Consider the following 13809-nt stretch of genomic DNA (forward strand, 5'->3'; position numbering starts at 1 on the left):
CGTACACTTGCGCCCCATGAAACCGCGTTCGTTCGATCCATTGAAGCTTGATGTCGGAGTCCTGGCCCGCGAAGGGGCCGTGCTCGAGGGCGAGTGGCCCGCCACCAGCCTGCCGCGCCTGGCCGAGGCCGCCGCGCCCGAGTCCGATCCCGCCCAGTGGCCTGCTGTCACCTGGTCCGCGCACGGTGAGCTGCGCACGCCCAAGGGCGGCGAGCCGCAGATCTGGCTGGAGCTGTCCGCCGGCGCGCAGGTCTCGCTGACCTGCCAGCGTTGCCTCAAGCCGGTGCGCGAGGACCTGGCGGTGTCGCGCTGGTTCCGCTTCGTCAAGGACGAGGACCAGGCGGCCAACCTGGACATGGACTCCGACGACGACGTGCTGGCGCTGCCGCGCCACCTGGACCTGCGCGAGCTGGTCGAGGACGAGCTGCTGCTGGCGCTGCCCGTGGTGCCGCGCCACGACGAATGCCCCGAGCCGTTGCCGCATGCCAACGACGAGGAGGACGAGGCCCCCGCCGAGGAGCGGCCGAACCCGTTCGCCGCGCTCGCGGCCTTGAAGAAGGGCGGCGGCAAGGCTTGAACGCCGCAAGGGTTTGCCCGTTGAGCAGTCGCTGTGCTATAGTTTCCGGCTTTCCCGGCTAGAAATACGCGTCCATGTGGGCGCCGCGCCGGGACCGAGGCGTCGGTAGCGGAGCATCCTCGTGGGATCCGCGGCACAGCTCGAGTTCTCTCGAGAGCCCGAGCAAGCCTCGAACCACCGAAGCCAGCCGAAGCCTTTAGGAGAATCAATCATGGCCGTTCAGCAAAACAAGAAGTCCCCTTCCAAGCGTGGCATGCACCGCTCGCACAATGCCCTGGTCACCCCGGGCACCGCGATCGAGCCGACCACCGGTGAAGTGCACCTGCGTCACCACATCAGCCCCAACGGCTTCTATCGTGGCCGCAAGGTCCTGAAGACCAAGGCCGACGCCGCCTGATCGATCTGATCAGCCGGTCCGGACGGCGCCGCAAGGCCCTCCGCCTGGTCCCACAAGCAAGAAAAGCCCGGTTCCGCCTCATGCGTGGCCGGGCTTTCGCATTTCCGGTCCTTCTTCCGGAAGGGTTCCCCTGTCGCGCACGCTTCTTGCGAGGTCGCTACAGTCACACCTCCGACCGGTGATTCTTCTCAGGTTTCGATGACCGCAATTCCCGCCACCCGCTCATCGCCTTCCGCCGAGCCGCTCCGCCTGGCGGTGGACTGCATGGGCGGCGACCACGGCCCGTCCGTCACGCTCCCGGCCTGCAAGGCCTTCCTCGCCGCGCATCCGCAGGCGGAACTCGTGCTGGTCGGCCTGCCCGACACGCTCCAGGAGGCCGCCTCGTGGCCTCGCGTGCGTGTCGTGCCGGCCAGCGAGGTCGTCAGCATGGACGACCCGATCGAGGTCGCGCTGCGCCGCAAGAAGGATTCCTCGATGCGCGTGGCGATCTCGCAGCTCAAGCCGGGCAAGGACGGCTCGCCGGCGCTGGCCCAGGCCTGCGTGTCCGCCGGCAACACCGGCGCGCTGATGGCGGTGGCCAAGTACCTGCTCAAGACGCTGGACGGCATCGATCGCCCGGCCATCGCCACGGTGATGCCCAACCAGATCGGCGGCTTCACGACGGTGCTGGACCTGGGCGCCAACGTCGACTGCGGACCGGAGCACCTGCTGCAGTTCGCCGTGATGGGCAGCGCGCTGGTGTCGGCCGTCGACGGCAAGGACAACCCCAGCGTCGGCCTGCTCAACATCGGCGAGGAGATGATCAAGGGCAACGAGACGATCAAGCGCGCCGGCGAACTGCTGCGCGAGGTCGCCGCCCATGACCAGCTCAACTTCCACGGCAACGTGGAGGGCAATGACATCTTCAAGGGCACGACGGACGTCGTCGTTTGCGACGGATTTGTCGGCAACGTGGCGCTAAAAACCGCCGAAGGGCTGGCCAGCATGATCTCCAGCTTCATCCGCACGGAGTTCACGCGCACCCCCTGGACCAAGCTCGTGGCGCTGCTCGCGATGCCGGTGCTGCAGCGTTTCAAGAACCGCGTGGACCATCGCCGGTTCAATGGCGCGGCCTTGCTGGGACTGCGCGGGCTGGTGTTCAAGAGCCATGGATCGGCCGATGCCTTCGCTTTCGAGCAGGCGTTGAACCGGGCGTATGATGCGGCCCGCAACCGGCTCCTAGACCGGGTTCACGATCGCATCGTCGCGACGCTGCAGGCGCTCCCAGCGCCTGCCAATGAGGAGGGCGGCGATGCAGGAGACAAGGCGGCTACCGCCGTCCACGCTGCATGACCACTGCTTCCAAGCGCTTCGCCCGCATCCTCGGTACGGGCAGCTACCTGCCCGCCAATCGCGTCACCAACTCGGCCCTGGCCGAACGCCTGGCCCGCGACGGGATTGAAACCTCGCATGACTGGATCGTCGAGCGCACCGGCATCCACGCCCGGCATTTCGCCGATGCGCACGTCACCTCCAGCGACCTCGCGCTGCCCGCGTCGCTGGCCGCACTCGAATCCGCCGGCGTGCGCGCCGACGAGATCGACCTGATCATCGTCGCCACGTCCACGCCGGACATGGTCTTCCCGTCCACCGCCTGCCTGCTTCAGCAGAAGCTGGGCATCCACGGCTGCGCGGCGTTCGACGTGCAGGCCGTGTGCTCGGGCTTCGTCTACGCGCTGACGGTGGCGGACTCGATGATCAAGTCCGGTGCCGCGACCAAGGCGCTGGTGGTCGGCGCGGAAGTGTTCTCGCGCATCCTCGACTTCAAGGACCGCACCACCTGCGTGCTGTTCGGCGACGGCGCCGGCGCGGTCGTGCTGGGCGCCAGCGACGAGGCCGGCATCCTGGCCACCGAGCTGCACGCCGATGGCCGCCATGCCGACATCCTCTGCACCCCGGGCACTGTCTCCGGCGGCGAGGTGCTCGGCCACCCGCTGCTCAAGATGGACGGCCAGGCCGTGTTCAAGCTCGCCGTGGGCGTGCTGGAGAAGGTCGCGAGATCCGTCCTGGACAAGGCCGGCCGCACCGACGCCGACATCGACTGGCTGATCCCGCATCAGGCCAACATCCGGATCATGCAGGGCACGGCCAAGAAGCTGAAGATGCCCCTGGACAAGCTGATCGCGACCGTCGACGAGCACGGCAACACCTCCGCCGCCTCGATCCCGCTGGCTTTCGACGTCGCCGTGCGCGCCGGCAAGATCCAGCGCGGCGACACGGTGATGCTGGAAGGCGTCGGCGGCGGCTTCACCTGGGGCGCGGTGCTGCTGGATTACTGATCGATCGCGCCTGGACGCCGGTCCCGTCGTCGAACGGGGCCGCGCAGGCAGGGCTGGGCGACGCTGCCCGCGGCCAGGCGCCGCGCAGCCGTCATGCCGGCTTCTTTCTCCTCATAGATAGTCTCGGACTCGAACCATGAGCAAGAACTTCGCTTTCGTCTTCCCCGGCCAGGGCTCGCAATCGGTGGGCATGCTGGACGCCTGGGGCGACCACCCGGAAGTTGTCCGCACGCTGGCCGAGGCCTCCGCCGCGCTGGGCGAGGACATCGGCGCGCTGATCAAGAACGGGCCCAAGGACCAACTGGACCTGACCACCAACACCCAGCCCGTGATGCTGACCGCCGGCATCGCCAATTACCGCGCCTGGATCGCCGAGACCGGCCTGGTGCCGACCGCCGCAGCCGGTCATTCGCTGGGCGAGTACACGGCACTGGTGGCCGCCGGCGCGCTGAGCCTGGCCGACGCGCTGCCGCTGGTGCGCTTCCGCGCGCAGGCGATGCAGGAAGCGGTGCCCGTGGGCACCGGCGCCATGTCCGCCATCCTGGGCCTGGACGCCGCCGTGGTGCGCCAGGTCTGCCAGCAGGTTGCCGCCGAGACCGGTGAGGTCGTCGAGGCCGTCAACTTCAACGATCCGAAGCAGACCGTGATCGCCGGTTCCAAGGCGGGCGTCGAGAAGGCCAACGAGGCGCTCAAGGCCGCGGGCGCCAAGCGCGCGCTGCCGCTGCCGGTGTCGGCGCCGTTCCACTCCAGCCTGATGAAGCCCGCCGCGGATCGCCTGCGTGAGAAGCTCGCCGCGGTCTCGTTCCAGGCCGCCGCGTTCCCGGTGATCAACAACATCGACGTCGCCGTGACCGATGACGTCGAGGCGCTGCGCGACGCGCTCTTCCGCCAGGCCTTCGGCCCGGTGCGCTGGGTCGAGGTCGTGCAGGCGCTCAAGGCCCGCGGCCTGACCACGGTCATCGAATGCGGCCCCGGCAAGGTGCTGGCCGGCATGGCCAAGCGCATCGACGCCGAACTGGCCAGCGCCACCGTGCTGGACCCGGCCTCGCTGGTCGAGGCCAAGGCGCTGCTGGCCTGACTCCCTCCACCGTTCACCGATTCGTTCCCGAGGTTCCCATGTCCGACAACAAGCAAGTGGCGCTGGTGACTGGCGCCAGCCGCGGCATCGGCCGCGCGATCGCGCTGACGCTGGCCCAGAAGGGCTTCGCCGTGATCGGCACCGCGACCAGCGAGTCCGGCGCGCAGTCCATCACCGAGGCGCTGGCCCCGCACGGCGGCCGCGGCGCGGTGCTCAACGTCAATGACGGCGCGGCCGTCGACGCGCTGATCGACGCCATCGTCAAGCAGGACGGCGGCCTGCATGTCCTGGTCAACAACGCCGGCATCACGAAGGACATGTTGTCCATGCGGCTCAAGGACGAGGACTGGGACGCGGTCCTGGACACGAACCTGAAGGCCGTGTTCCGCGCCAGCCGCGCGGTCATGCGTCCGATGATGAAGCAGCGCTTCGGCCGCATCATCAACATCACCTCGGTGGTGGGCGCGTCGGGCAACGCGGGGCAGGCCAACTACGCGGCGGCCAAGGCCGGCGTGGCGGGCATGACGCGTGCCATGGCCAGGGAGTTGGGCAGCCGCGCGATCACCGTCAACTGCGTCGCCCCGGGCTTCATCGCCACCGACATGACCGAGGTCCTGCCCGAGGCGCAGAAGGCCGCGCTGCTGGCCCAGATCCCCGCGGGCCGCCTGGGCGACCCGGCGGAAATCGCCCATGCCGTGGCGTTCCTGGCGTCGCCCGAGGCCAGCTACATCACCGGCGTGGAGCTCCACGTCAATGGCGGCATGTACATGAATTGAGGTGGACGCCGCCCCTCTCGGGCGGGCCACCCACCGGATTCACCCGGCCGGTGTAGGGCTGATAGAGTGCGAGCGCGCGCCAATTCCCTCGTGAAGGGCGCGTCTCGGGAGGTCCGACTAGGGGCGCCACTCTAAGGCCTTAGAATCCCGGGTTGTTCTAGCAAACCACCCCCTCCTGGAGGAGTCATGAGCGATATCGAAGCACGTGTCAAGAAAATCATCGCCGAGCAACTCGGCGTGCCCGAAGCCGATGTGACCAATGAAAAGGCCTTCGTCGCCGATCTGGGCGCTGATTCTCTGGACACCGTGGAACTGGTGATGGCCCTCGAAGACGAGTTCGGCATCGAGATCCCCGACGAAGAAGCCGAGAAGATCACCACCGTTCAACTGGCGATCGACTACGCGGTCAAGCACCAGAAGGCGTAAGCAAGCAGCATGAGCCGTCGTCGCGTCGTCGTCACCGGACTCGGCCTGATCTCGCCCGTGGGCAACACGGTCGAGCAGGGCTGGGCCAACATCGTGGCTGGGAAGTCCGGCATCGACACCATCACCCGTTTCGATGCCAGCGTGCTGGCCTGCCACTTCGCGGGCGAGGTCAAGGACTTCAAGGTGGATGACTACATCCCCGCGAAGGAAGCCCGGCACATGGATACCTTCATCCATTACGGGCTGGCCGCCTCCCTGCAGGCGATCCGCGACGCGGGGCTGCCCACCGGCGACGCGCTGAGCCCGGAACTGGCGGAACGCATCGGCGTGCTCGTCGGTTCGGGCATCGGCGGTCTGCCGATGATCGAGGAAACGCATGCCGAACTGACCAATCGCGGCCCCCGCCGCATCAGTCCGTTCTTCGTGCCGGCGTCGATCATCAACATGATCTCCGGTCACGTCTCGATCCAGTGCGGGTTCAAGGGCCCGAACCTGGCGATCGTGACGGCGTGCACGACCGGTCTTCACAGCATCGGCCAGGCCGGCCGCATGATCGAGGCGGGCGACGCCGACGTCATGGTCGCCGGCGGCGCGGAATCGACGGTGTCCCCGCTGGGCGTCGGCGGTTTCGCCGCGGCCCGCGCGCTGTCGACCCGCAACGATGACCCCAAGACCGCGTCCCGCCCCTGGGACAAGGATCGCGACGGTTTCGTGCTGGGCGAGGGCGCCGGCGTGCTGGTGCTCGAGGAATACGAGCACGCGAAGCAGCGCGGCGCCAAGATCTACGCGGAACTGGTCGGCTTCGGCATGAGCGCCGACGCGTATCACATGACCGCGCCCGACGTGGACGGCCCGACGCGCTCGATGCGCAACGCGCTGCGCAACGCCGGGCTGAACGCGGACCAGATCCAGTACATGAACGCGCATGGGACGTCGACGCCGCTGGGCGACGCCAACGAGACCAACGCGATCAAGCAGGCATTCGGCGATTACGCCAAGGCCGGGCTGGTGGTGTCGTCGACCAAGTCGATGACCGGCCACCTGCTGGGCGGCGCGGGCGGCATCGAGTCCGTCTTCACCGTCAAGGCGATCCACGATCAGGTCGCTCCGCCGACGATCAACATCTTCAACCAGGATCCCGCCTGCGACCTGGACTACTGCGCCAACGAGGCGCGGAAGATGCCGATCGAGTACGCCGCGAAGAACAACTTCGGTTTCGGCGGCACGAACGGCACGCTGATCTTCAAGCGGATCTGATCCGCGACGCTCGAACCGGACGGCGATCCATGACGCCGAACCGATCGACATCACGCCGGGCTGTTGCCCGGCGTTTTTCATTGCCGTTCGAAACCGTGTGGGAACGCGCGCAACGCGCGCTGCTGGCCGCGGGCCTGACCGCGGCCGGGTGGGGTGCTGTACGGGCGCTCGGCATGGGGGACCTGCCTGATGCCGGAGCGCTCGCGGCGTTGGCGTTGACGGGGCTGGCCGCGGTCGCGGCGGCCTCATGGCCCCTGCGCGCGCGTGAAGCGGCCGTGCTGCGCTGGGATGGCGCGCAATGGTGGTGGCAACGCGCGGGCGAGCCGATTGCCATCTCGCCGGACGTCTTCATCGACGTCGAGCAGTGGATGCTGTTGCGGCTGCGACCAAGGCGCGATCCGGCACCGGTCAAGCCGGGTGCGCGTCGGCCACGGACCGTCTGGGTCGCGGTGTCGCGCCGCGCGCTCGGCGCGTCGTGGACGCCGCTTCGACAGCACCTCTTTCTAGCGCGGGAGGCGCGCCCTGTGTCCGGCGAAATCCGGGCATGATGTGGGCCTTCCGTTCCTGCATCGCCACCTGCGAGTGTTCATGCCCTATTCCGTTCGTTCCTGCTCTCCTCGTCGACTCGTGCTGGCACTCGCCGGCGCCACGCTGATGGGCGCGTCGCTGGGTGCTGCCGCCCAGGCCGCGCAGGCTGCTCCAGCCGCACCGGCCGCACCCGCCACGAAGGTGCCCGCGCCGACGGCGGGATCGGTGCCGGTGGCCGCGCCGGAGCTCGCGCGCGCGCTGCCCGATTTCAGCGCCCTGGTGGAACAGGCCGGACCGGCCGTGGTGAACATACGGACCTCGGAGAAGGTCAAGGCCGGCAATGTGCAGATCGACGACCAGCTCCGCGAGCTGCTGCGCCGCTATGGCATTCCCGTGCCGCCGCAGCGCCGCACGCCGCCCGGAGCGACGCCCGCGCCGACGCCGGCCCCTGATGACGACGAGGACGACGATGCGCCGCAACGTCGCGGTCTGGGGTCGGGCTTCGTGATCGCCGCGGACGGCTACGTGATGACCAACGCGCATGTCGTCGACGATGCCGACGAGGTGATGGTCACGTTGACCGACAAGCGCGAGTTCAAGGCGAAGGTGGTGGGGCTGGACCGCCGCACCGACGTCGCCGTGCTGAAGATCGAGGCCACCGGCCTGCCGCAACTGCGCATGGGCGACGTGAGCCGGCTCAAGGTCGGCGAATGGGTGATGGCCATCGGCTCGCCCTTCGGTTTCGACAACACCGTGACCGCCGGGATCGTCAGCGCCAAGGCTCGCGACACCGGCGACCTGCTGCCGCTGATCCAGACCGACGTGGCGATCAACCCGGGCAATTCCGGCGGACCGCTGCTGAACTTGCGCGGCGAGGTGGTCGGCATCAACTCCCAGATCTACAGCCAGTCGGGCGGCTTCATGGGGATCTCGTTCGCGATCCCGATCGACGAGGCCATGCGCGTGGCGGACCAGCTTCGCGCCAGTGGCCGTGTGACGCGCGGCATGCTGGGCGTCTACCCGGACGACGTCAGCAAGGACGTGGCCGAGGCCATCGGCCTGGGCAAGCCGCAAGGCGCGCTGATCAGTCGCATCACCCCGGGCGGTCCCGGCGAGAAGGCGGGCCTGCAGCTCGGCGATGTGATCACCAAGTTCAACGGCAAGACTGTCGACAAGGCCGTCGACCTGCGCCGCCTGGCCGCCGACACCAAGCCCGGCACCAAGGTGCCGCTGCAGGTGTTCCGCCGCGGCGCCTACAAGGACCTGGTGGCGACGCTGGACGCGCTGCCCGACGACCGCGCGCCGGCGACCCCGGAAGCCGAGGCACCGGCCGCGACCGGCGCTCAGGCCTGGGGCCTGACGGTCAGCGAGCTGACCGAAGGCCAGCGCAAGGACCTCAAGGTGGACGGTGGCCTGCGCATCGACACCGTCGACGGACCGGCCGCCCGCGCGGGCCTGAAGCCCGGCGACATCATCCTGTCGGCGAACAACACCGAGGTGAAGACCGTCAAGCAGTTCCAGGCGGCGCTGGCCAAGCTCGAGAAGGGCAAGTCGCTGCAGATGCTGGTTCGCCGGGGTGAGGTCGCAACCTACGTCGTGCTCAAGCCGGGCAAGGGCTGACGCGCGGGGCTCAACCCATCGCCGGCCTGGGACTTTCCGCAATGCGGAAACGACGTGATGATTTTGTGATGCGTCTCACGAATGGCCGTCGGTTGGTGCTTGCTCACGGTTGTGACCAAGGTGGGGGATTGGTGCCCCGCTCCGCTACAATCAGCCCGCGTTCGGCCAGCTTTGTCGCTGTTCCGACGGTGAATCGGAAGGCTCCATTTTGATGGGCTCGGCGATCCACAGGATGTCCTCAAGTTTTGTGGATAAGCTGTGCACAAAATCGCTGTTGGCGAAGGGCAACGCCCGAGAAGCTCGCGTCCATGCGGTTTCCAGGGCGGGGCTTTTGGCTACAATGAAAGCCCAACAAGCAGTTGCCATACGTTTTGTTGGAAGGCGCGTCACCGTTTCGACGTGCCTTTTTTTTATGTCCCGATCAGGTCCTGAGAAGGACCGTGCATCACCGCCTCGATCGACCGTCCACAGCGAGTCTCAGCGCGCTCCGCTCGAGCGCCGCTGACGTGGCGGGCGAGTCCGCGGTCTCCGTCCGAGTCCATGAACCACATCCGCAACTTCTCCATCATTGCCCACATCGACCACGGCAAGAGCACGCTGGCCGACCGGATCATCCAACGCTGCGGCGGGCTGTCGGATCGGGAGATGGAGGCGCAGGTGCTGGACTCGATGGACATCGAGCGTGAGCGCGGCATCACGATCAAGGCCCAGACCGCGGCGCTGCAGTACAAGGCGCGCGATGGCCAGGTCTACAACCTCAACCTGATCGACACCCCCGGGCACGTGGACTTCTCGTATGAAGTCAGCCGCTCGCTGTCGGCGTGCGAGGGCGCGCTGCTGGTGGTCGATGCCAGCCAGGGCGTGGAGGCGCAGACCGTCGCGAACTGCTACACCGCGCTGGAGCTGGGCGTGGAGGTCGTGCCGGTCCTGAACAAGATGGACCTGCCCTCGGCCAACCCCGACGGCGCGAAGGCGGAGATCGAGGAAGTCATCGGCATCGACGCCACCGACGCGATCCCGTGCTCGGCCAAGACCGGCATGGGCATCGACGAGATCCTCGAGGCCGTCATCACCCGCATGCCGCCGCCCAAGGGCGTGGTCGACGCGCCGCTGCGCGCGATGATCATCGACTCGTGGTTCGACAACTACGTGGGCGTCGTGATGCTGGTGCGCGTGGTCGACGGCACGCTGAAGAAGGGCGAGCGCATCCGGATGATGGCGACCGATGCGGTCTATCCGGCGGAACACCTGGGCGTGTTCACCCCGAAATCGGAGAAGCGCGACCAGCTCAACGCGGGCGAGGTGGGTTTCATCATCGCCGGCATCAAGGAACTGGCGGCGTCGAAGGTGGGCGACACCATCACGCTGGAAAAGAAGCTGCCCAACAACCTGGGCCCGGCCAGCGAGGCGCTGCCCGGCTTCAAGGAGATCCAGCCTCAGGTCTTCGCCGGTCTGTACCCGACCGAGGCCAGCGAGTACGACTCGCTGCGTGACGCGCTGGAGAAGCTCAAGCTCAACGACGCGTCGCTGCGCTTCGAGCCGGAAGTCTCGCAGGCGCTGGGCTTCGGCTTCCGCTGCGGTTTCCTGGGCCTGCTGCACATGGAGATCGTGCAGGAGCGGCTGGAGCGCGAGTTCGACCAGGACCTGATCACGACCGCGCCGAGCGTGGTGTACGAGGTGCAGCTGGGCGACGGCGAGGTGATCGAGGTCGAGAACCCGTCCAAGATGCCCGAGCAGAGCAAGATCGCCGAGATCCGCGAGCCCATCGTGACGGTGCATCTGTACATGCCGCAGGAGTACGTCGGCGCGGTGATGACGCTGGCCAACCAGAAGCGTGGCGTGCAGCTCAACATGGCCTACCACGGCCGTCAAGTCATGCTGACCTACGAGATCCCGCTGGCCGAGATCGTGCTGGACTTCTTCGACAAGCTGAAGTCGGTCTCGCGCGGTTACGCGTCCATGGACTACGAGTTCAAGGAATACCGCGCGTCGGACGTCGTGAAGGTCGACATGCTGATCAACGGTGACCGCATCGACGCGCTGTCGCTGATCGTGCACCGGGCGCAATCGCAGTTCCGCGGCCGACAGGTCGCGGCGAAGATGCGCGAAATCATCCCGCGCCAGATGTACGACGTGGCCATCCAGGCCGCGATCGGCGCGAACATCATCTCGCGGGAGAACATCAAGGCGCTGCGCAAGAACGTGCTGGCAAAATGCTACGGCGGTGACATCACCCGCAAGCGCAAGCTGCTGGAGAAGCAGAAGGCCGGCAAGAAGCGCATGAAGCAAATCGGTTCGGTGGAGGTGCCGCAAGAAGCCTTCCTGGCCATCCTCCAAGTCGAAGAATAAGTCTCCGCATGAAAGCCATGAGCGCATTGACCGGGTTGCTGTACGCGACCCTGATCGTCTACCTGGGCGGCTGGTTCCAGGGTTACTGGAACGGCAATTTCTCGCTGCTGCTGCTGATCCTGACGACGGTGACGCTGTGCTACTGGCTGGCCGAGCGCTTCCATTTCCAGCCGGCGCGCGCCCGCGCGGCCGACCACCTCACGGACAGCGACGCCAAGCGCCGCGCCTCGCTCGCCGCGCAGGGCATCCAGCGCGTGGACGGCGACGTGGAGGGGGCCCGCGAGGAGATCCTGCGCCAGCCCTGGTGGCTGGACTGGACCGCCGGGCTGTTCCCGGTGATCCTGATCGTCTTCCTGCTGCGCTCGTTCATGTTCGAGCCCTTCAAGATCCCGTCCGGCTCGATGGTGCCCACGCTGCTGATCGGCGACCTGATCCTGGTGAACAAGTACCACTACGGGATCCGGCTGCCGGTGATCAACAAGAAGATCATCAGCAACAACGACGTCCAGCGTGGCGACGTGGTGGTGTTCCGTTACCCGCAGAACCCGAGCGTCGACTACATCAAGCGTGCCGTGGGCCTGCCCGGCGACGAGATCGCCTACCTGAACCAGAAGCTGTACCTCAACGGCAAGCCGGTCGAGACGACCTCGCAGGGCGAGTTCTTCGACGAGGATCCGAACTCGATGCGCTTCCGTCCGCGCTTCACCGAGAAGCTGGGCGCCGTGGAGCACCAGATCCTGGTCGATACCAGCGCGGCGACGCGGATCAACAAGATGTACGACTTCCCGTACAACGAGAACTGCAAGTACACGCTGGAAGGCGTGACCTGCAAGGTGCCGGCCGGCCATTACTTCATGATGGGCGACAACCGCGACAACTCGCAGGATTCGCGCTTCTGGGGCTTCGTGCCGGATGAGAACATCGTGGGCCGCGCGTTCGTGGTCTGGATGAACTTCGGCAACATCAAGCGCGTCGGCGGCATCCAGTAACACCGGCTGACCGACGACCGGCGGCGGATCGACTACTCTGTTCGAACGACATTAAGCGGAGCGACACGTGATGAGGGCACGGAAGATTCAACGGGGCATCAGCCTGCTGGGCCTGCTGTTCTGGGGGGTGATCATCGGCGGCGGGACGGTGATCCTGCTGCGCGTGGTGCCGACCGTGATGGAGTACTACACGATCCAGAAGGCCATCGACAAGATCGCCCGCGACAATCCGCCGACGGTGGCGTCCGCGCGTGAATCCTTCCAGCGGACCAAGGACATCGAATACTCGATCGTCAGCGTCGAGGCGAAGGACTTGATCATCACCAAGGTCGATGACAAGGTGAAGGTCAGCTTCGCGTACGACAAGGAAGTCCCCCTGTTCGGACCGGCCTTCCTGCTCATCAAGTACAAAGGCGAGTCGCACTGACGCGCTTCTTCCATCACCGGCCATGACTCCGCACGCGCTCGACGCCCTTCAGCAACGCCTCGGTTACCGCTTCACGCAGGCGGGACTGCTGCAGCGCGCGCTGACGCACCGCAGCTTCGGGCAGCAGCACAACGAACGCCTGGAGTTCCTCGGCGACGCGGTGCTGAACCTGGCGGTGTCGGCGCTGCTGTTCGAGCGTTTCGCCGGTTCGGACGAGGGCGACCTGACCCGCATCCGCGCGCACCTGGTGCGCGAGGACAGCCTGCACCGCCTCGCGCTGCAGTTGCAGATGCCCGAGGCGCTGCGCATGAGCGAGGGCGAGGCCCGCGGCGGCGGCGCGCAGCGTCCGTCGATCCTGGCGGACGCGCTGGAGGCCGTGATCGGCGCCGCGTTCCAGGACGGCGGCTACGAGGCGGCGCGCGAGATCGTGCGCCGGCTGCTGGGCGAGACGATCGCCGCCAGCGGCATCGAGCAGTGGGCCAAGGACTCCAAGACCGCGTTGCAGGAATGGCTGCAGGCGCGCAAGCTGGCGGTGCCGGCTTACCGCATCGCCGAGACGCGCGGTCAGGCGCATGCGCAGACCTTCACGGTTGAATGCGAGGTGGCGGCGCTGTCGCTGTCGCGTCGCGGCGAGGGCCGCTCGCGGCGGATCGCCGAGCAGGAAGCGGCCCGCCAGGTGCTGGATGAACTGCTCGCGGGTGACCGGCCCGGTACCGGCCTGCGCGATTGAGCGCACCCCTGACTGCGCGATGACGCGGAGCCCGCGATGAACGCACCGAAACCTCCGACAACCCCGAAGGCGCCGGCGACGGCGTCTTCTTCCGATCCGTCGGCCACGCCCGTGACCGACGCCCAGACTTTCTCTTCCGCCGTTTCCAAGGACCCCGATCTGAACGCCCCGCACGACTCCGCTCCGCACGATCTTGACGCTCACGTGCCTGCCCACGGCCACGATGCCGAAGCGGCTCCCGAGGGCGACGACCTCCTTGACGTTGAGGAGGCTGAGGGCGCTGAGGACGGGGAGGGCGAGCATGACGGCGACGGGCTGTCCGGTATCCAGGGCGGCA

The 13809-nt window shown here is 67.3% G+C and carries 14 protein-coding genes; all 14 read left to right on the plus strand.

Going from position 1 to position 13809, the window contains the following annotated elements; genetic code table 11:
• Positions 1 to 16: 16 nt before the first annotated feature.
• The 14 genes from ACNI65_RS02315 (at position 17) to rnc (ending at position 13472) form a co-directional block, all read left to right on the plus strand.
• Positions 17 to 577 (plus strand): YceD family protein, encoded by a 561-nt coding sequence (locus ACNI65_RS02315; protein ID WP_416760937.1) that lies wholly within the window; start codon positions 17 to 19, stop codon positions 575 to 577.
• A 211-nt stretch (positions 578 to 788) separates the two neighbouring features.
• Positions 789 to 974, plus strand: a complete 186-nt coding sequence (rpmF, locus tag ACNI65_RS02320; protein WP_067065736.1) for a 50S ribosomal protein L32 — start codon at positions 789 to 791, stop codon at positions 972 to 974.
• A gap of 198 nt (positions 975 to 1172) precedes the next feature.
• A complete protein-coding gene (plsX, locus tag ACNI65_RS02325) occupies positions 1173 to 2306 on the plus strand; it encodes a phosphate acyltransferase PlsX (RefSeq protein ID WP_416760938.1) in 1134 nt (377 codons plus the stop codon).
• On the plus strand, positions 2303 to 3292 hold the full coding sequence (locus tag ACNI65_RS02330; protein WP_416760940.1) for a beta-ketoacyl-ACP synthase III: 990 nt from the start codon (positions 2303 to 2305) through the stop codon (positions 3290 to 3292). The genes plsX and ACNI65_RS02330 overlap by 4 nt, the downstream gene beginning before the upstream one ends.
• 136 nt (positions 3293 to 3428) lie before the next feature.
• On the plus strand, positions 3429 to 4370 hold the full coding sequence (fabD, locus tag ACNI65_RS02335; RefSeq protein WP_416760942.1) for an ACP S-malonyltransferase: 942 nt from the start codon (positions 3429 to 3431) through the stop codon (positions 4368 to 4370).
• 38 nt (positions 4371 to 4408) lie between these two features.
• Entirely contained in the window at positions 4409 to 5146 is a 738-nt protein-coding gene (gene fabG, locus ACNI65_RS02340; RefSeq protein ID WP_416760943.1) for a 3-oxoacyl-ACP reductase FabG, read from the plus strand.
• 186 nt (positions 5147 to 5332) lie between these two features.
• Positions 5333 to 5572: an acyl carrier protein gene (gene acpP / locus ACNI65_RS02345; protein WP_058936430.1), complete on the plus strand. Its 240-nt coding sequence runs from the start codon at positions 5333 to 5335 to the stop codon at positions 5570 to 5572.
• Positions 5573 to 5581: 9 nt separating this feature from the next.
• The gene (gene fabF / locus ACNI65_RS02350; protein WP_416760944.1) at positions 5582 to 6829 is read left to right on the plus strand and encodes a beta-ketoacyl-ACP synthase II; all 1248 of its coding nucleotides are present in this window, start codon (positions 5582 to 5584) and stop codon (positions 6827 to 6829) included.
• A 29-nt stretch (positions 6830 to 6858) separates the two neighbouring features.
• On the plus strand, positions 6859 to 7377 hold the full coding sequence (locus ACNI65_RS02355; RefSeq protein WP_416760945.1) for a hypothetical protein: 519 nt from the start codon (positions 6859 to 6861) through the stop codon (positions 7375 to 7377).
• A gap of 106 nt (positions 7378 to 7483) precedes the next feature.
• Positions 7484 to 8977: a DegQ family serine endoprotease gene (locus ACNI65_RS02360; protein WP_416763551.1), complete on the plus strand. Its 1494-nt coding sequence runs from the start codon at positions 7484 to 7486 to the stop codon at positions 8975 to 8977.
• A 540-nt stretch (positions 8978 to 9517) separates the two neighbouring features.
• Positions 9518 to 11326, plus strand: coding sequence for a translation elongation factor 4 (lepA, locus tag ACNI65_RS02365; RefSeq protein ID WP_416760946.1), 1809 nt, complete (start codon positions 9518 to 9520; stop codon positions 11324 to 11326).
• 17 nt (positions 11327 to 11343) lie between these two features.
• Entirely contained in the window at positions 11344 to 12315 is a 972-nt protein-coding gene (gene lepB / locus ACNI65_RS02370; RefSeq protein ID WP_416760947.1) for a signal peptidase I, read from the plus strand.
• A 70-nt stretch (positions 12316 to 12385) separates the two neighbouring features.
• Complete coding sequence (locus tag ACNI65_RS02375) at positions 12386 to 12742, plus strand: DUF4845 domain-containing protein (protein WP_416760948.1); 357 nt, start codon at positions 12386 to 12388, stop codon at positions 12740 to 12742.
• Positions 12743 to 12764: 22 nt separating this feature from the next.
• Complete coding sequence (rnc, locus tag ACNI65_RS02380) at positions 12765 to 13472, plus strand: ribonuclease III (protein ID WP_416760949.1); 708 nt, start codon at positions 12765 to 12767, stop codon at positions 13470 to 13472.
• Positions 13473 to 13809: the final 337 nt, after the last annotated feature.

It is taken from the genome of Roseateles sp. So40a (assembly GCF_048081605.1).
Taxonomy (GTDB): domain Bacteria; phylum Pseudomonadota; class Gammaproteobacteria; order Burkholderiales; family Burkholderiaceae_C; genus Roseateles.

Bases quoted from the DNA above. Each gene is read 5' to 3' on its own strand.
- ACNI65_RS02315 (WP_416760937.1), top strand. From the start codon at position 17: ATGAAACCGCGTTCGTTCGATCCATTGAAGCTTGATGTCGGAGTCCTG.
- rpmF (WP_067065736.1), top strand. From the start codon at position 789: ATGGCCGTTCAGCAAAACAAGAAGTCCCCTTCCAAGCGTGGCATGCAC.
- plsX (WP_416760938.1), top strand. From the start codon at position 1,173: ATGACCGCAATTCCCGCCACCCGCTCATCGCCTTCCGCCGAGCCGCTC.
- ACNI65_RS02330 (WP_416760940.1), top strand. From the start codon at position 2,303: ATGACCACTGCTTCCAAGCGCTTCGCCCGCATCCTCGGTACGGGCAGC.
- fabD (WP_416760942.1), top strand. From the start codon at position 3,429: ATGAGCAAGAACTTCGCTTTCGTCTTCCCCGGCCAGGGCTCGCAATCG.
- fabG (WP_416760943.1), top strand. From the start codon at position 4,409: ATGTCCGACAACAAGCAAGTGGCGCTGGTGACTGGCGCCAGCCGCGGC.
- acpP (WP_058936430.1), top strand. From the start codon at position 5,333: ATGAGCGATATCGAAGCACGTGTCAAGAAAATCATCGCCGAGCAACTC.
- fabF (WP_416760944.1), top strand. From the start codon at position 5,582: ATGAGCCGTCGTCGCGTCGTCGTCACCGGACTCGGCCTGATCTCGCCC.
- ACNI65_RS02355 (WP_416760945.1), top strand. From the start codon at position 6,859: ATGACGCCGAACCGATCGACATCACGCCGGGCTGTTGCCCGGCGTTTT.
- ACNI65_RS02360 (WP_416763551.1), top strand. From the start codon at position 7,484: ATGGGCGCGTCGCTGGGTGCTGCCGCCCAGGCCGCGCAGGCTGCTCCA.
- lepA (WP_416760946.1), top strand. From the start codon at position 9,518: ATGAACCACATCCGCAACTTCTCCATCATTGCCCACATCGACCACGGC.
- lepB (WP_416760947.1), top strand. From the start codon at position 11,344: ATGAGCGCATTGACCGGGTTGCTGTACGCGACCCTGATCGTCTACCTG.
- ACNI65_RS02375 (WP_416760948.1), top strand. From the start codon at position 12,386: ATGAGGGCACGGAAGATTCAACGGGGCATCAGCCTGCTGGGCCTGCTG.
- rnc (WP_416760949.1), top strand. From the start codon at position 12,765: ATGACTCCGCACGCGCTCGACGCCCTTCAGCAACGCCTCGGTTACCGC.